This is a genomic window from Aminobacter sp. J41 (assembly GCF_000526635.1).
In the GTDB taxonomy this organism is placed as follows: Bacteria; Pseudomonadota; Alphaproteobacteria; order Rhizobiales; family Rhizobiaceae; genus Aerobium.
Window position 1 is genome coordinate 93852 of the sequence record NZ_JAGL01000003.1, and the last position, 17211, is coordinate 111062.

Here is a 17211-nt window from a genome sequence, read left to right on the forward strand (position 1 = left end):
CACAATGCGTTGCATAGATGTCACGCGTGAGGACAGGTTTCCGGATGACGGTGCAGACGCCATCGATTGAGATGCCGATGACGCCGACCGCTACGGCGGCGGACGGCAGGCGTCTGCTTGCGCTGCCTGGTATCATCACCATCGTCGGTGCGCTTATCACCGCCGGCATATCCTTTGTGGTGCTGGCCGGCCTGACGCCAATCACACCCGACGAGACGACCACACTTACCCTCATCGCCGTCAACGCTGCCTTCGTGCTGGCGCTGGTTGCGCTGATCTCTCGTGAAATTCATCGCATCTTCATGGCCCGGCGCCGCGGCAAGGCAGCCTCCAGATTGCATGTGCGCATCGTTGCCATGTTTTCGCTGGTGGCGGCGATACCGGCGCTGGTGGTTGCCGTGGTGGCGTCGGTCACGCTCGACATCGGCCTCGACCGCTGGTTCGAAATCCGAACCAAAGTGATCATCAGCTCGTCACTGTCGATCGCCGAGGCATACGTCATCGAAAACGCCCGCAACCTTCAGGGCACGACCCTGTCGATGGCAGGCGACCTCGACGCGAACCGCACGCTCTACACGCTCGACCGCGTCGGCTTCCGCACGTTTCTCAGCCGGCAGGCGCAGGGCAGGGCGCTTGCCCATGCCGCCCTCATCCGCGCCGACGGCTCGTTCGTGATGCAGGCTGAGACGAGCGCGGAGTTCCCGATCCCGCAGCCGCCGATCGAGGCCGTCCAGACCGCTTCGGACGGATTGCCAGTCCTGATTCCGCCTGCGCAGCGCAACATCGTCGGCGCGATCATCAAGCTCAGGGAATTCGACGACCTCTTTCTCTACACGATCCGCGAGGTTGACCCGGAGGTGATCCGGGCGCGCCAGATCGTGCGCGCGAACACGGACGAATACCGGAAGCTTGAGAGCAACCGGTTTTCGACCCAGGTTGCCTTCGCGCTGATCTATCTCGGTGTCACGCTCATCATCGTCCTGTCCGCGATCTGGACTGGCATCGCCGTTGCGGACCGGCTTGTCCGCCCGATCCGCCAGCTCATCAGCGCGGCGGACAACGTTGCGACCGGCAATCTGGACGTCACGGTGCCGGTACGCCAGACTGACGGTGACGTCGCTTCGCTTGCCGAAACGTTCAACAACATGATCCTCGAGCTCAAGTCGCAGCGAAACGAGCTCATCGCCGCGAAAGACCTGATCGACGAACGCCGCCGCTTTTCAGAAGCCGTGCTTTCCGGTGTGTCGGCCGGTGTCATCGGCGTCGACCATGAGGGCATCATCACGATCGTCAACCGCTCAGCTGCCAAGATTCTGACGCTGCGCCCGGAAAATGCGGTTGGCCGCAAGCTCTCCGAAATGCTGCCACATGTCGGCGCCGTCTTCGAAGCAGGTCGCGACTCAGGACGCTCCGTTTATCGCGACCAGGCAACGTTCTACCGGGGAGGGGCCGAGCGCACCTTCGACATTCAGGTTACGACCGAGGAGGTCACCGCGAGCGGCGGTCACAATTCCTATGTCGTCACCGTCGACGACATTACGGACCTCGTCTCCGCGCAGCGTTCGTCCGCCTGGGCGGACGTCGCCCGCCGCATCGCCCACGAGATCAAGAATCCGCTGACACCGATCCAGCTGTCGGCGGAGCGCATCCGCAGGCGCTTCGGCAAGGTGATCGTTGAGGACAAGGAAGTTTTCGACCAGTGCACTGAGACCATCATCCGCCAGGTCGGCGACATCGGCCGCATGGTCGACGAGTTCTCGTCGTTTGCGCGCATGCCGAAGCCCGAAATGCAGCTGATGGACCTGCGCGTGCCGCTGCGCGAGGCGTCGTTCCTTGTCGAGGTCAGCAAGGCTGACATCGAGTTCGACCGCGCCTTTGGCGATGAGCCATTGCCGGTCACTTGCGATCCGCGCCTGCTGAGCCAGGCCTTTGGAAACCTCATCAAGAACGCGGCCGAGGCGATCGAGGCGGCGGAGCGGGATACCAACGAGAGGGGCACGATCCTCGTGCGCGCCGAGCGCCATGGCCAGGAGACCGTCATCGACGTCATCGACAACGGCAAGGGGCTGCCGCGCGAGAACAGGCAGCGCCTGCTCGAGCCCTACATGACCACGCGCGAAAAGGGCACCGGTCTCGGGCTCGCGATCGTGCGCAAGATTATCGAAGACCACGGGGGCCGGCTCGAACTCCACGACGCGCCGGCTGACTTCCATGGCGGCCGGGGGGCCATGATCCGCGTTGTCCTGCCATCGGCAGGACAGGGCGATACGGGCGGAACCAAGACTGGGAAGGTTGAAAATGGCGTCTGACATCCTCATCGTCGACGACGAAGAAGACATTCGTGAGCTGGTTGCCGGCATCCTGAGCGACGAAGGCCATGAGACGCGCACGGCGCATGACGCCGACAGCGCGCTGGCAGCGATCGCGAATCGTGTTCCTCGTCTGGTGTTTCTGGACATCTGGCTGCAGGGCTCGCGTCTCGACGGACTTGCCCTGCTGGACGAGATCAAGAAGCAGCATCCCCAGCTGCCGGTGGTGATGATCTCGGGTCACGGTACCATCGAAACCGCCGTTTCGGCTATTCGTCGCGGCGCCTACGACTTCATCGAGAAGCCGTTCAAGACCGACCGGCTGATCCTCGTTGCCGAACGCGCGCTCGAAACCTCGAAGCTGCGGCGCGAACTGTCCGACCTCAAGAAGAGGAGTGGAGAGACCTTCGATCTGATCGGCATGTCAGCTGCCATGACGCAACTGCGCCAGACCATCGAACGCGTCGCGCCGACCAACAGCCGCGTGATGATGATCGGCCCGTCAGGTTCCGGCAAGGAAATGGCCGCGCGCGCCATCCATGCCCTTTCCAACCGCAAGAACGGCCCGTTCGTCGTGGTCAGCGCCGCATCGATCACGCCGGAGCGCATGGAGGTCGAGCTGTTCGGCACCGAGCCGAAGAACGGCGAACCACGCAAGGTCGGCGCACTGGAAGAGGCCCACAAGGGCATTCTCTACCTCGACGAGGTCGCCGATATGCCGCGTGAGACGCAGGCCAAGATCCTGCGGGTGCTGGTCGACCAGCAGTTTGAGCGCGTCGGTGGAAATACCCGCGTGAAGGTGGACGTCCGCATCATCTCATCAACGGCGCAGAACATCGAGCAACTGATCGCACAAGGTCGTTTCCGCGAGGACCTCTATCACCGCCTGGCGGTGGTGCCGGTCCGTGTGCCGGCGCTTTCCGAGCGGCGCGAGGACATTCCGTTCCTTGTCGACCATTTCATGCGTCAGGTTGCGGCGCAGGCGGGCATCCGGATTCGACGCATTGGCGACGATGCGCTCGCCGTCCTGCAGGCTCACAACTGGCCGGGCAACGTACGCCAGCTCAAGAATAACATCGAGCGCCTGATGATCCTGGCGCGAGGCGACGATGTCGACTCCCCCATCACCGCTGACCTGCTCCCGCAGGAGATCGGCGACGTGATGCCGAGGGCGCCCAACCAGTCCGATCAGCACATCATGGCGCTGCCGCTGCGCGAGGCGCGTGAGCTGTTCGAGAAGGAGTATCTGCTGGCGCAGATCAACCGCTTCGGCGGCAACATTTCGCGTACGGCCGAGTTCATCGGGATGGAACGGTCTGCCTTGCACCGCAAGCTTCGGTCGCTGGGCGTCTGATAGACATCCGCCAACTGAGTCATTTTAGTCCCCCCAACCGCAACCGAGAGAGCCATGCCTCGCATCGCCTATGTCAACGGACGCTACCTCCCCCACGCCGACGCCAATGTTCACATCGAGGATCGAGGCTATCAGTTCGCCGACGGTGTCTACGAAGTCTGTGAAGTCGCCCGCGGCTTCATCGTGGACATGACGCGGCATCTGGACCGGCTCGACCGCTCGTTACGCGAACTGCGGATTTCCTGGCCGATGACCCGCAAGGCGCTTGAGATAGTGATGGCCGAGGTGATCCGCCGCAACCACGTCGAGAACGGCATGGTCTACTTGCAGGTGACCCGCGGAGTCGCCCCGCGCGACCATTACTTCCCCGCCGCAAACACCGCGCCCGCCATAGTCGTGACCGCCAAGCGCATCGACCCGCACGCTTCGGCAGAGAAGGCCCAGGCCGGCGTCAAGGTCATTACGCTGCCCGACAACCGCTGGGAGCGTGTCGATATCAAGTCCGTCGGGCTGCTGCCGAACGTGCTTGCCAAGCAGAAGGCGCGCGAGGCTGGCGCAACCGAGGCCTGGCTTATCGATGCCGACGGCAAGGTGACGGAAGGCGCCTCGACCAACGCCTGGATCGTAACCTCCGATGGCACGCTGGTCACCCGTCCGGCCGAGCACGGCATCCTGCGCGGCGTTACCCGCACGACCGTCATGGATGTTGCCGCCAAGTTGGGCTTAAAGGTCGAGGAGAGGGCGTTTAACGTCGAGGAGGCGCTGAAGGCGAAGGAAGCCTTCATCACCGCTGCCACGACCCTCGTGATGCCAGTGGTCGCGATCGACGACAAGCCTGTTGCCAACGGTCATCCGGGCGAAACGGCGCTTTCCCTGCGCGCAGCGTTTTTCGACGTTGCAGAGAAGACGCAGGCCTGATAACCGCCTATGGGACGGTTGTCGGGCGTACTGGCAACCTTCCGCACTTGTTAGCTTTTTGTTTGTGTGCTTGACAGTCCGCGCTCAGATAGGCGCTACTATCCGGCACTTTTGGGGATCTGCGAAAGATAAGAAAAATGGCGGAACGGACGCAAAATCTGCAGGATGTATTCCTGAATTCTGTTCGTAAGAGCAAGAATCCACTCACGATCTTCTTGGTCAATGGCGTCAAGCTGACTGGCGTCGTGACTTCCTTTGACAACTTCTGCGTTCTGCTCCGCCGTGACGGGCATTCGCAGCTTGTCTACAAGCATGCGATTTCGACCATCATGCCGAGCCAGCCGGTCCAGATGTTCGAGAACGACGACAAGGAAGCCTGATTGGCGCACACCGGCTCGACCGGTAATCGGGCAGGGGGCTCGAAACGCCGCAGCGGTGCGGCGAGTGAGATGATGCCCCCTGGTCACACTACCGCACGTGCACTGATTGTTGTTCCCGTCCTCACGCGACAGCCGCGCGCTGCCGCCGAGGATGGCGCACGCCCACGCACCCAGCGCTCGCCGCAGGCGCGGCTGGAGGAAGCCGTTGGCCTTGCCGGAGCCATCGACCTCGACACGATCCATTCCGAGATCGTCACCGTCAATGATCCCCGCCCAGCGACCTTGCTGGGCAGCGGCAAGATCGAAGAGCTTGCGGGGATGGTGAAGGAGCAGGAGGTCGAACTCGTTTTCGTCGACCATCCGCTAACGCCTGTACAGCAGCGCAACCTCGAGAAAGAGCTGAACGCCAAGGTCCTCGACCGGACCGGCATCATCCTCGAGATCTTCGGTCGGCGCGCCCGCACCCGTGAAGGTAGGCTGCAGGTCGATCTCGCACACCTCGAATACCAGCGCGGCCGACTGGTTCGCAGCTGGACCCACCTTGAGCGACAGCGCGGCGGTGCCGGCTTCCTCGGCGGTCCGGGTGAAACCCAGATCGAGGCCGACCGGCGTATTCTTCAGGAAAAGATCGTCAAGCTGAAGCGCGAGCTCGAAACGGTGAGGCGCACGCGCGACCTGCACCGCGCCAAGCGCCGCAAGGTGCCTTATCCAATCGTGGCGATCGTCGGCTACACGAACGCCGGCAAGTCGACGCTGTTCAACCGGCTGACCGGGGCAGGGGTGCTTGCCGAGGACATGCTGTTCGCGACGCTCGACCCGACGCTGCGTCGCCTGCGCCTGCCCCACGGTACCATCGTCATCCTGTCCGACACGGTCGGCTTCATTTCCGACCTCCCGACACACCTCGTCGCTGCCTTCCGCGCGACCCTTGAAGAAGTCGTGGAAGCCGATCTCGTCATCCATCTGCGCGACATTTCTGATCCCGACACTAAGGCGCAAGCCGAGGACGTCGAAAACATCCTGCGCAGCCTCGGCGTCGACGCCAAGGACGAAAAGCGCGTGCTGGAGGTCTGGAACAAGGTTGACCTTGTGGACGAGTCTGTGCGTGCGGCAATGCTCGAGAAGAAAGAACGGCCGCCGGTTGCGATTTCCGCAATCACGGGCGAGGGGCTGAACCACCTCGCCACCCTCATCGAGGAGCGGATTGCGGGTTCCCTGCAGACGGTGCGTCTGACACTCGCACCGCATCGGGCCGGCGATGTGGATTGGATCTACCGCAACAGCACGGTGCTCAACCGCGATAACCTCGAAGACGGCAGCATCGAATTGACGCTACGAGCCACTGCCTCGATCCGCGAGGAGCTGGCGACGAAGTACGGGCCAGCACTCGACTGACGGTTACTCGGCAGCCTTTGCCTGCTGCCAAAGCTCTTCCATCTCATCCAGTGACGCTTCATCGAGGCTACGGCCCTGCGCCTTGAGCGCGCGCTCGATATAGTGGAAGCGGTCGCGGAACTTATCGTTGGTCTTGCGCAGCGAATCTTCCGCATCAACCTCCAGATGGCGGCCGAGATTGACGACCGCGAACAGCACGTCGCCCAGCTCGCCAGCGACGAGGTCTGGCCGGCCTTCGGCCATCGCGGCGCGCAGCTCGGCAATTTCTTCCTCGATCTTATCGAGGATCGGCTCCGCAGCACCCCAGTCGAACCCGACGCGCGAAGCCTTCTGCTGCAGCTTGAGGGCGCGGGTGAGGGCAGGCTGGGTCAGCGGAACGCTGTCAAGATAACCCGCCTGCTCTTCCTTCGGCGGAAGGCCGCGTGCGGCTCGTGCTGCCTGCTTCTCGGACTTCTCCTCGGCCTTGATCTGCTCCCACATGCCCTTGGGCAGGCCCTTGCGGCGCGCGTCCTCGTCGCCGAAGACGTGCGGATGGCGGCGGATCATCTTTCGCGTCACCGCCTCGACGACGTCACCAAACGCGAACTCGCCGATCTCTTCGGCCATCCGTGAATGGTAGACGACCTGCAGCAGCAGATCGCCGAGCTCGTCACGCAGCTCGTCCATGTCACCGCGCTCGATCGCGTCGGCGACTTCGTAGGCTTCCTCGATGGTGTAAGGCGCGATGCTCGGAAAATTCTGCTCGATGTCCCACGGGCAGCCGCTGACGGGATCGCGCAGCGCGGCCATGATTTCGATCAGGCGGGAAATGTCTTTGGAAGGCTGCATCGTTCTGCTCGGGCTGATCGCTGGTCGGGAGGATTTTTGTCGTAGAAGAGGCGCGACTGAATGTCCATCAGCAGCGTGGGAGACCCCAACCCGAAAGTCGCATAAGCATGATTATGGAACCACCAGTATGTCCTGATGCGTCGCAATGCTGGAATTCACGGGTTCGATGCGTTTCCAGGATCCCCGTCTCTTCGGCAGCCTGCTCAGTCGATCGGAAACTCGAACACCATGCCGTCGAACGCTGGTTCGACGTTCTCCGGCGTCTCGGCGCGGACAGTCGCGTAGTCCAGCGGCACATGCATGTGCGTCAGCACGGCCTGGCGCGGTTTCAGCCGCTCGATCCACTCCAGTGCCTCGCCAAGCGAGAAATGGCTTGGATGCGGCCGGTACTGCAGCGCGTCGATCACCAGCAGATCGAGATTTTCGAGCCTCGCGACTGTATCGTGCGGATAGTCGCTGACGTCTGAGCAATACGCCAGATCGTGGATCCGGAAGCCGAGCGACATGATATCACCGTGGATCTGCGGCAGCGGCAGAAACGGAATGGGACCGCCCGGCCCGTCAATCTCGAACGGCTCGTCGTGCTCGATCAGATGCGGCTCGACAATCGGCGGATAGCTGCTGCCCGCCGGAGTTTCGAAGCAATATCTGAAGCCTTCACGCAGCCGTTCAAGCGTCGCTTTATCGGCATAGACGTCGACGCGCTTGCGGCTTTCGAGGAAATAGCTGCGCACATCGTCGATCCCGTGGATGTGATCGGCATGGCCGTGCGTGTAGACGACGGCGTCGAGATGCGTCGCCCGCGCCGAGATCATCTGTTCGCGAAAATCCGGGCCAGTGTCGATCGCAATGCGGGTGATGCGTCCGTCGGGCTTGATGCGCTCGACCAGCGCCGCCGGCCGGCGGCGGCGGTTCTTCGGGTCGGTCGGGTCGCAGTTGCCCCAATCGCCGTTGGGGCGCGGAACGCCAGGCGACGAGCCGCATCCCACGATGGTGAAACGCAGTATGTCGCCCATGTCAGGCCGGTCTCGGCATCTTATTAAAAAGTCGGAAGAAATTCTCGGTCGTGATCGCCGCGATCTCGTCTTCGCTCACACCGACCGTCTCGGCCAGCACTTTGGCGGTGTGCTTAACAAAGGCCGGCTCGTTGCGCTTGCCGCGATGCGGCGGCGGCGCAAGGTAAGGCGCGTCGGTCTCGACCAGCATCCGGTCGCGTGGCACATCACCAGCGATCGCGCGGATTTCCTCCGACTTCTTGAAGGTAAGAATACCCGAGAACGAGATGTAGCCGCCGAGCTCGAGGCCGACTTCGGCAAGCCGACGACCCGACGAGAAGCAGTGCAGGACGAATGGGAAGGCGCCCTTCCCCATCTCTTCGGTCAGGATCGCCGCCATGTCCTCGTCGGCATCGCGCGCATGGATGACCAGCGGCAGCTGCGTGATGCGGGCAGCAGCGATATGCGTCCGCAGCCCTTGAGCCTGCGCTTCGCGCGGCCCGTAGTCATAGAAATAGTCGAGACCCGCCTCGCCGATTGCGACCACCTTAGGGTGCTTCGCGTGCGCGACCAGCTCGTCAACGGTTACGTCCAGCTCCTCGGCGGCCTGATGCGGATGCGTGCCGACCGAGCAATAGACTTCCGGATAGGCCTCAGCGATGGCGAGGATCTCCGGGAAGCGGCGCACGCGCGTTGAAATCGTGACCATACGCTCGACACCGGCCGCCTTGGCGCGCGCGATGATGTCGTCGCGCTCCTCTGCAAAATCCGGGAAGTCCAGGTGGCAGTGACTGTCTACGAGCATGATTATTCCTGCGCCGCGGCGGTCGGCTCCACATAGCGCGGGAAAACACCCTGCGGCGCCGGAAGTTCCTGGCCCGGCTGCAGCTCGGAAGCCTCGCTGACATTGGCGAACTTGCGTGCGTCAGGCGCGATGGCCAGCAGGTCGAGCAGCTTGGAGGCTGACTCGGGCATGTAGGGCTGGCAGAGGATCGCGACGCGACGGACGGTTTCGGCCGTCGTCCAGAGCACCGTCTCCATGCGGGCAGGGTCGGTCTTGCGCAGCGCCCAGGGCTCCTGCCCCGCAAAATAGCGGTTGGCCTCGGCGACGACCGCGAACACGGCAGCCAGCGCGTGGTGGATCGCCTGATCCTTCATCGCCTTGCGGCCGGTCTCCAGCGCGTCGAGCGCCATCTGCAGGATCGCCTTGTCGGCGTCTTGAAGTTCACCCTTGGCCGGAACTTTGCCGCCGCAGTTCTTGGCGATCATCGACAGCGATCGCTGCGCCAGGTTGCCAAGATCGTTAGCAAGGTCCGCATTGGTGCGGTTGACGATCGCCTCGTGGCTGTAGTTGCCGTCCTGACCGAACGGAACCTCGCGCAGCAGGAAGTAGCGGACCTGATCGAGACCGTAGTGCTCGATCAGCGCGAACGGGTCGATCACGTTGCCGACCGACTTCGACATCTTCTCGCCGCGGTTGAACACGAAGCCGTGGCCGAACACGCGCTTCGGCAGCGGGATGCCGGCGGACATCAGGAACGCCGGCCAGTAGACGGCATGGAAACGGGTGATGTCCTTGCCGATGACATGGACGTCAGCCGGCCAGTAGCCGTAGAGCGGCGACGACTCGTCCGGATAGCCGATGCCGGTGAGATAGTTGGTGAGGGCATCGACCCACACATACATCACGTGCTTCTCGTCGCCCGGAACCGGAATGCCCCAGTCGAAGGTCGTGCGCGAAACCGAAAGGTCCTTTAAGCCCGACTTCACGAAGCTGACGATCTCGTTACGGCGCTCGTTCGGGCCGATGAAGTGCGGGTTCTCGTCGTAGTACTTGAGCAGGCGGTCCTGGTAGTTCGACAGGCGGAAGAAATAGCTCTCCTCCTCGACCCACTCGACCGGCGTTCCCTGCGGGCCATAGCGCACGCCGTCCTCGCGGACTTCCGTCTCTTCCTCGGCGTAGTACGCCTCATCGCGGACAGAGTACCAGCCGGCGTAGCTGTCCTTGTAGATGTCGCCATTGGCGGCCATCGCCTTCCAGATCGCCTGCGAGGCGCGGTAGTGGCGCTCTTCGGAGGTGCGGATGAAGTCGTCGTTCGACGCATTCAGCGCCTTTGCCATCCGCTGAAATTCAGCCGAGTTCCGGTCAGCCAGCTCGCGCGGCGTGATGCCTTCCTTGCGAGCGGTCTGGAACATCTTGATGCCGTGCTCGTCGGTGCCGGTCAGGAAGTACACATCCTTGCCATCGAGACGTTGAAAGCGCGCCAGCGCATCGGTCGCGATCAGTTCGTAGGCGTGGCCGATATGCGGCTTGCCGTTCGGGTACGAGATGGCCGTGGTGATGTAATAGCGTTCGGTCGACATGAAATGGTCCGGATCCGTTTTATGGGGCGTGGATAGCGCATCGTCGCTGCGATTGCTATGCGCGATCTTATGCGTGGAGCGCTTGCCACATACGCGAAAGCAGCCCGTTGACGTGCTGCTTCTTGTCGAGATTGTAGGTCTCGGTCTCAATAACCTGCTGGCCCGCCTGACGCCAGAGATCAGCGAAAAATGCCGCTGCACCCGCCTGCCCCTGAGCGGCAGCGTTCCTCGCCCAGCTGGCGATCATGTCGAGCGCATTCTGGTTGAAGATTGCGAACTGGACGCTGTTGTCCTTGCCGGCGACGACTTCGGCGATCCGCCACGCCTTTGCGACGGGGTAGGTGCGTTCCTGCATGACCTCGACCACCGCGTCGGCGATATCGAGGCCGCCATACTGGGTCAGCAGCAGCGCCTCGCGCACGCTGCCCCCTGCCCTTTGTGCCAGCGCCGCGCGCGACTGCGGATCGTCCGGCAGCGGTGCACCGAGCGACTGCAGCACCTGGAACAGCTGCGCCTCATTGAGCGGCTTGAACTTGATGAGCTGGCAGCGCGACCGGATCGTCGGCAGCAGGCCCCCGGCCGAGTGGGCGATCAGCACGAACAACGTGCGCGCCGGTGGCTCCTCCAGATTTTTGAGGAGCGCATTGGCCGCGTTGGTGTTCATGTCGTCGGCCGGATCGACGATCACCACGCGCCAGCCGCCGTCGTGTGAGGTCATCGACAGGAAACGGCCGATCTTGCGGATCTCATCGACCGTAACGACTGACTTGAAACCCTTGGTGCGCTCGTTCACCGGCCGCGTCAGGTGCAGCACCGACGGGTGCGAGCCCTGGGCAATCTGCCTGAACAGCGCGGACTGCGGATCACGGCCCGAAAAGGTCGCCGGTGCCAGCTCCGGAACCGGATTCGCGAGGAGATGCTGCGCGAGATGAAACGCGAAGGTCGCCTTGCCGACGCCGGGCGGGCCGGAAAGTAGCAGGGCGTGGTGCATCTTCCCGGACTGATAGGCGGCCGCGACATGCGCAATCGCATCCTCGTGCCCGACGAGCAGGGGATTTTCCGCCGGCTCAGCAATGCCGTCGATGGTGTCGAACTGTTCAGGGGCGAGGCGAACGAAGCTCATGCCGTAGCCCCCTCACCCGCAGTGGCCTGAGTTTCAAACAGCCGCGCAACCTCATTGATGATGTCGGCCGAGACGAGGTTCATCTCCTGGCTGGCGTCGATCACCCGGCAGCGCTCGGGCTCCGCGCGCGCGATTTCGAGGAAGGCGTCGCGTCGGCGGCGATGGACATCCATCGTCTCCTTCTCGAAACGATCAGCGCCACCGTCGCCACGGCGGGCATTGGCGCGGCGCATCCCCTCCTCTGCCGGAAGATCGAGGATCAGCGTCAGATCCGGCACCATGCCGTTGATCGCCGCTTCCTCCAGAGAGCGCATGAAGTCCGGGCTGAGGTTACCCGTCACGCCCTGGTAGACGCGACTCGAATCCATGAAGCGGTCGCACAGGACAACCTTTCCCGCCTCGACGGCGGGGCGAATGACCTGCTCGACGTGGTCCAACCGCGCCGCGGCAAACAACACCGCCTCCATCGCCGGCCCGAACGGCTCCGCGGCACCTGACAGCAACACGTGCCGGACAGCCTCCGCACCGGGCGAGCCACCGGGTTCGCGTGTGACCAGCACCTCGCGACCGGCCTCGCGCAAAGCATCGGCCAGCATGCCGATCTGCGTCGACTTGCCGGCGCCCTCGCCGCCTTCGAAGGTTATGAAGATCCCACGCGCCACGTCAGCCTTTCAGTGCGCCCGATTCCGATGACGCCTTCCACATAGGCCAGCGGCGCGCGTTTATCCACTCGCGGTTCAGCGCAGCCACCCGATCGCCAGTTCCTCGATCGCATCGAAGAAGCGCTGGTGCAGCTTGCCGACGCCAACGCTCTCGGCCGCGTAGAGTGGCGTTTCCTGACTAAGCGTATCGCCGATCCAGACTTTCAGCGATCCGATGCGGGTCCCCTCCTCCACCGGCGCAATGACCGGACCTTCATAGACGATGCGGGCGATCAGCCGGTCGCGATTGAAGGTCGGCACGAAGATCGACAAGGGCCCCTCGCCCTTCAGCGCAACGCCCGACTTGTCGCCGCCATAAACCTTGGCTTCGCCGACGTGCTCGTCGGGCTGGAACAGCGTGATCTTCTGGAACGCGCGCATGCCCCAGTCGAGGATGCGCCGCGCCTCCTCGGCGCGCTGCTTGTCGCTTTCCATACCGCTCAGTGCAACGAAGGTGCGGCGGTCATCGCGGTTTACCGAACCGACGATCGCGTAGCCGGATTCTTCGGTGAAGCCGGTCTTGAGCCCGTCGGCGCCGATGTTCATGCCGAGTAGCGGGTTGCGGTTGCGCTGGGTGATCTTGTTCCAGGTGAACTCAGGCTGCGAGTAGTACTTATAGAACTCCGGATATTCCTTCCACAGATGGTGCGCGAGCTTCACGAGGTCCCGCGCGGTGACGACCTGTCCCTCAGCTGGAAGCCCGGTGGAGTTTTTGAACACCGACTTGGTGAGGCCGATCTCCTTTGCGCGATCGTTCATCAGCTGCGCAAAGTTCTCCTCCGATCCTGCCATGCCCTCGGCGATGATGATGCAGCCGTCATTGGCCGACTGCACGATCACGCCCTGGATCAGGTCCTCGAGCCGGATCGATGAGCCGAGGGCGGCGAACATGGTCGAGGTTCGCGACGGCGCGCCGCCCGTCCTCCAGGCGTTCTCCGAAACATAAAACTCCTCGTCCAGCGACAGCTGGCCCTTGCGGATGGCGTTGAACACCACCTCCATGGTCATCAGCTTCGCAAGAGACGCTGGCGGAAACGGCGTATCCGGGTCCTTGGAATAGAGGACGGTGCCCGTCTCCGCGTCGATCATGAAGGCCTGCTTGGCCTTCGTCTCGAACATGTCCTGGGCGCTTGCGCTCAGCCCCGTGGCGAGCACCAGCAGCGCCGCAACAACGTAGCGAAGAAGCCAGAAATGAAAGATGGATCGCATGCCCAGTCCGCTCCCTACGCGACGGACTGAAGCTAGCAGCCCGGCATGACCGCAATCAAGCCGGGCTAATATTCCTTACCGGAGAGCGGTGGAATATCGCTGGTTCAGCGCCTCAACGACCTTGGCCATTGCCGCAGGGTCGCCTGCAAGCCGTGCCAGGGCATCGTCAGCTGGCTGCTGCTCGCTGTGATGGCCGGCATAAGCGAGCGGCTTTGCGGGAGCAGCGGCCACGCGGACATCCGGGCGCCACGGCACGATCGGGCCGAATTCAGGCAGGACAACATCGACGCTCGCGACTTGGGCCGCCTGCGCAGCAATCGGTGCGGGAGCCGGCGAATGCCCGCCAAAGCTGCCAAACGGGCTCGCTGAAGCCATCACCGGGCGCTGCGTCGGCGTGGGGCCGTTCATGGCGATCATCACGCCAGTCGGCAGGCCATCGGACGGATCCATCGGCTTCTTGCCGTTGCCTGGCCGGAAAGACGCCATCAGGAACTCGTCGTCCTTGCCGTGCAGCGGCGCACGGCCAAGATACTCAACCTCAACCCTGGCGACGCCACGGTGGGCGTAGCCAAGCATCTCGGCAGCCCGGCGAGAGACATCGATCAGCCGGTTGTGTTCATAAGGCCCACGATCATTAACGCGGACAATGACGGAGTTCCCGTTTTCCTTATTGGTAACCCGCGCATAGCTAGGCAGCGGCATGGTGGGATGCGCAGCCGTGAGATGCGTCATGTCGTAGATTTCGCCGTTGGCGGTGAGGCGGCCATGGAAGGCGTCGCCGTACCAGGAAGCGAGGCCCGACTTCTTGTAGTTCGGATCTTCCTTCGGGTGATACCACTTGCCCTTGACCTGGTAGGGTTTGCCAACTTGGTCCCTGCCCCCGCCGCGAGGCAGGTTGCTGGCAAGGTTGGTAACACGCGGGCTGGCCTTCACGCCGTAGACTGACTCGGCGAAGTACTCCTTGCTGCGCTTGGGCTTCTTGGGAGCTTCCGCGACTTTGGCAGCACATGAGGCAAGGGTAATTGCCGATACGACACCAAGAAGCGCGCCCAGCCGCCTGCAGGCTGCCCGTGAGGGGTAAACCGCCATGCCCAACTTCCCCAAACCTCTCGCGCGAAAGACGCAATACAAACAGACAACGCGATCTCGTCCGGTGCCGGACGCGGTCCCGCACAAACTGCGGCAAAAGTCTTAGCAGTACCTTAAGCAAATCAGGCGAGATCGGGGCATAATTGCGTCTCGCCTGAGGTTTGGGCTTTCCGTCAGGGAATCAGGACGGTGGTACCGGTCGTCTTCCGGCTCTCAAGATCGATATGCGCCTGCGCGGCATCCTTGAGCGCGTAGCGCTGGTTGACCGCGACCTTCACGGTCCCTTCTTTCACCACGTCGAACAGCGCGTTGGCGGACTCCTCCAGTTCCGGACGGGTTGCGATGTAGGCGAACAACGACGGCCGCGTTGCGTAGAGCGAGCCTTTCTGCGCCAGCAGATTGATGCTGATGGGCGGGATCGGTCCTGACGACTGGCCGAAGCTGACAAACATGCCCCGCACCTTGAGGCAGTCGAGCGAGCCTTCAAAGGTGTCCTTGCCAACGGAGTCGTAGACGACGTCGCACTTCTTGCCGCCGGTAATGTCCTTCACCGCCGCGACGAAGTCATCCTTGCGGTAATTGATAACGTGCTGATAGCCGTTGGCCTTGGCGAGCGCGACCTTCTCGTCGGAACCCGCCGTGCCGATCAGCGTGACGCCGAGCGAGCTCAGCCACTGGCCGAGGATCAGGCCGACACCGCCTGCTGCCGCATGCACCAGCACGGCATCACCCGGCTTCACCGCGTACGTTCGGCGCAGGAGATATTCGGCCGTCATGCCCTTCAGCATCATTGCCGCCGTGGTTTCGTCGGCGATTCCTTCGGGGATTTTGACCAGATGCCGCGCTTCGATGACCCGCTGCTCGCAATAGGCACCCAGCGGCGTGACGTAGGCGACGCGATCGCCCTCCTTCAGCCCCTCGACGCCCTCGCCTACCGCAAGGACCACACCTGCAGCCTCGCCGCCGAGGATTAGCGGGAAGCCGGTCGGCGACGGATAAAGGCCCGAGCGGTAATAGGTATCGATGAAATTCAGGCCGATGGCTGTATGACGGATCAGAACCTCGCTGGCGCCGGGCGCGCGAACGTCGATCTGCTCGTAGCGCAGGACCTCCGGACCGCCGTTTTCATGAATGCGGATTGCAGCGACCATTTTAGTCCCCCTTTTTAAGTCCAAGCTTCGGCAACAGCTGCATCACCCCGCCGATGCAGAACAGATAGATGCCGGTGAGGCCAATACCGATCTGGATCGGGCGCGATGCGTCCATGTCCTGCACCAGCGCGACGATGCCGAACAGGCACCATGCGAGGAAAATGCCGAGATTGAGCGAGCGCAGCCGCTTCACGCGCACCGGGTGCAGGAAGTTCATCGGCACGAACGAGAGCATTGCGGCAATGACGACCACGGCGAACGACACCCACTCGCCCGGCGCGATGACGAAGAGCGTGAACACGATCATGTTCCAGACCACCGGGAACCCCTTGAAGAAGTTCTCCTTCGTCTTCATGCCGGTGTCAGCGTAATAGATCGCGCTCGATACCACGATGATCGCCGCCGACAGGAACGACAGCTTTTCGCCCATGAACCCGCTCTGGTAGAGCGCGAAGGCCGGGATCAGCACGTAGGTGACATAATCGATGATGTTGTCGAGCACCTCGCCCGACCAGTTCGGCAGCACTTCCTTGACGTCGAGCTTGCGCGCAATCGGGCCGTCGATGCCATCGACGAACAGCGCGAGGCCCAGCCACAGAAACATCGCCGTCCACTGCTTCTCCGCCGCCGAAACCAGCGACAGAAAGGCGAGGAACGATCCCGACGCCGTCAGCAGATGAACCGAAAAGGCGCGGGCCTGCGGCCACGTCACCTTCTTCTTCGGGCGCGGAATGCGGTCGGCGATTTTCTTTTTCAATGGGATATCGTCTTCTGTCACGGTCCGCGCCAATCCAGCTTGCAGATTTCGGCCGATCGGCCGGCGAAGTTCCAGTTGCGGCCGAAGGCGCGCATCCTGCTCTTGTCGGACTTTGCCACGATGATTTCGGGCGCGATCCAGTATTGCGAATTGGTGATGACGGTGTCGCCATCCGGGCTCTTGCCCGGAATCGGCGTCACGGCGCCGTCGATGATGCCCGGTATCTGGAAAATGCGGGTTTTGTCACGGACCTCGTAGCTGATCTTGGCGCGCTGCACGCCGAGGAACTTGCCGACGAGGATCGAAAGAAGGCCCGTGGTGCCGCCGGCCTTGCCCGAAAAGATCTTCTCGATCCCCTTCTGGGCATAGATCGAGGCGCGGTCGTCGAGGAACAGCCCGGCAGTCCAGTTGCCGCGACTCATGTAGCCCGGAATTTCCATCACGAGACCGAGGTTGAGGCCGGAGAGATCCACATCGTCGAAATGGCCCGCATCGATGCGAAAACCCGCCCAGGTCTGGCAGTACCCCTCGGTCGGCGGATGCTGGCCGAGCGACAGCACGCAGGGGCAAAAGACCGTGCAATTGCACGACAATACAAGTTCGCCTTTCAGCGCCCAGCTCTTAACGGCCATCGCAAC

The 17211-nt window shown here is 62.8% G+C and carries 16 protein-coding genes; 5 read left to right on the top strand and 11 right to left on the bottom strand.

All coding sequences use genetic code 11. The features are described from left to right. Positions 1-44: 44 nt before the first annotated feature. The 5 genes from L630_RS0103335 (at position 45) to hflX (ending at position 6356) form a co-directional block, all read left to right on the top strand. Positions 45-2309 (top strand): HAMP domain-containing histidine kinase, encoded by a 2265-nt coding sequence (locus tag L630_RS0103335; protein WP_024846869.1) that lies wholly within the window; start codon positions 45-47, stop codon positions 2307-2309. Then, positions 2299-3663, top strand: a complete 1365-nt coding sequence (locus L630_RS0103340) for a sigma-54 dependent transcriptional regulator (protein ID WP_024846870.1) — start codon at positions 2299-2301, stop codon at positions 3661-3663. The genes L630_RS0103335 and L630_RS0103340 overlap by 11 nt, the downstream gene beginning before the upstream one ends. 54 nt (positions 3664-3717) lie before the next feature. Next, entirely contained in the window at positions 3718-4581 is an 864-nt protein-coding gene (locus tag L630_RS0103345) for a D-amino-acid transaminase (protein WP_024846871.1), read from the top strand. 137 nt (positions 4582-4718) lie between these two features. Further along, positions 4719-4961 carry an RNA chaperone Hfq gene (gene hfq / locus L630_RS0103350; RefSeq protein WP_024846872.1) on the top strand — a complete coding sequence of 81 codons (243 nt, stop codon included), beginning with the start codon at positions 4719-4721 and terminating at the stop codon, positions 4959-4961. Between the two features lie 69 nt (positions 4962-5030). Beyond that, positions 5031-6356, top strand: a complete 1326-nt coding sequence (gene hflX, locus L630_RS0103355) for a GTPase HflX (protein WP_024846873.1) — start codon at positions 5031-5033, stop codon at positions 6354-6356. Positions 6357-6359: 3 nt separating this feature from the next. On the opposite strand, the gene mazG is transcribed toward hflX, so the two are convergent. The 11 genes from mazG to L630_RS0103410 form a co-directional block, all read right to left on the bottom strand. Beyond that, positions 6360-7184 (bottom strand): nucleoside triphosphate pyrophosphohydrolase, encoded by an 825-nt coding sequence (mazG, locus tag L630_RS0103360; RefSeq protein ID WP_024846874.1) that lies wholly within the window; start codon positions 7182-7184, stop codon positions 6360-6362. A 203-nt stretch (positions 7185-7387) separates the two neighbouring features. After that, complete coding sequence (locus L630_RS0103365) at positions 7388-8200, bottom strand: MBL fold metallo-hydrolase (RefSeq protein WP_024846875.1); 813 nt, start codon at positions 8198-8200, stop codon at positions 7388-7390. 1 nt (position 8201) lies between these two features. Next, positions 8202-8984, bottom strand: a complete 783-nt coding sequence (locus L630_RS0103370) for a TatD family hydrolase (protein ID WP_024846876.1) — start codon at positions 8982-8984, stop codon at positions 8202-8204. Positions 8985-8986: 2 nt separating this feature from the next. Next, positions 8987-10543, bottom strand: a complete 1557-nt coding sequence (metG, locus tag L630_RS0103375; protein ID WP_024846877.1) for a methionine--tRNA ligase — start codon at positions 10541-10543, stop codon at positions 8987-8989. 67 nt (positions 10544-10610) lie between these two features. Next, positions 10611-11666: a DNA polymerase III subunit delta' gene (locus tag L630_RS0103380; RefSeq protein WP_024846878.1), complete on the bottom strand. Its 1056-nt coding sequence runs from the start codon at positions 11664-11666 to the stop codon at positions 10611-10613. Next, positions 11663-12328, bottom strand: coding sequence for a dTMP kinase (gene tmk / locus L630_RS0103385; RefSeq protein ID WP_024846879.1), 666 nt, complete (start codon positions 12326-12328; stop codon positions 11663-11665). The genes L630_RS0103380 and tmk overlap by 4 nt, the downstream gene beginning before the upstream one ends. A gap of 75 nt (positions 12329-12403) precedes the next feature. Continuing rightward, positions 12404-13486, bottom strand: a complete 1083-nt coding sequence (locus L630_RS0103390; RefSeq protein WP_245263650.1) for a D-alanyl-D-alanine carboxypeptidase family protein — start codon at positions 13484-13486, stop codon at positions 12404-12406. A 165-nt stretch (positions 13487-13651) separates the two neighbouring features. Continuing rightward, positions 13652-14665: a septal ring lytic transglycosylase RlpA family protein gene (locus L630_RS0103395; RefSeq protein ID WP_051473088.1), complete on the bottom strand. Its 1014-nt coding sequence runs from the start codon at positions 14663-14665 to the stop codon at positions 13652-13654. A gap of 173 nt (positions 14666-14838) precedes the next feature. Then, on the bottom strand, positions 14839-15816 hold the full coding sequence (locus L630_RS0103400; protein WP_024846882.1) for a quinone oxidoreductase: 978 nt from the start codon (positions 15814-15816) through the stop codon (positions 14839-14841). Position 15817: 1 nt separating this feature from the next. Beyond that, positions 15818-16573: a phosphatidylcholine synthase gene (pcsA, locus tag L630_RS0103405; protein ID WP_245263646.1), complete on the bottom strand. Its 756-nt coding sequence runs from the start codon at positions 16571-16573 to the stop codon at positions 15818-15820. 17 nt (positions 16574-16590) lie between these two features. Further along, the gene (locus L630_RS0103410; RefSeq protein ID WP_024846884.1) at positions 16591-17205 is read right to left on the bottom strand and encodes a DUF1326 domain-containing protein; all 615 of its coding nucleotides are present in this window, start codon (positions 17203-17205) and stop codon (positions 16591-16593) included. Between the last annotated feature and the right edge of the window lie 6 nt (positions 17206-17211).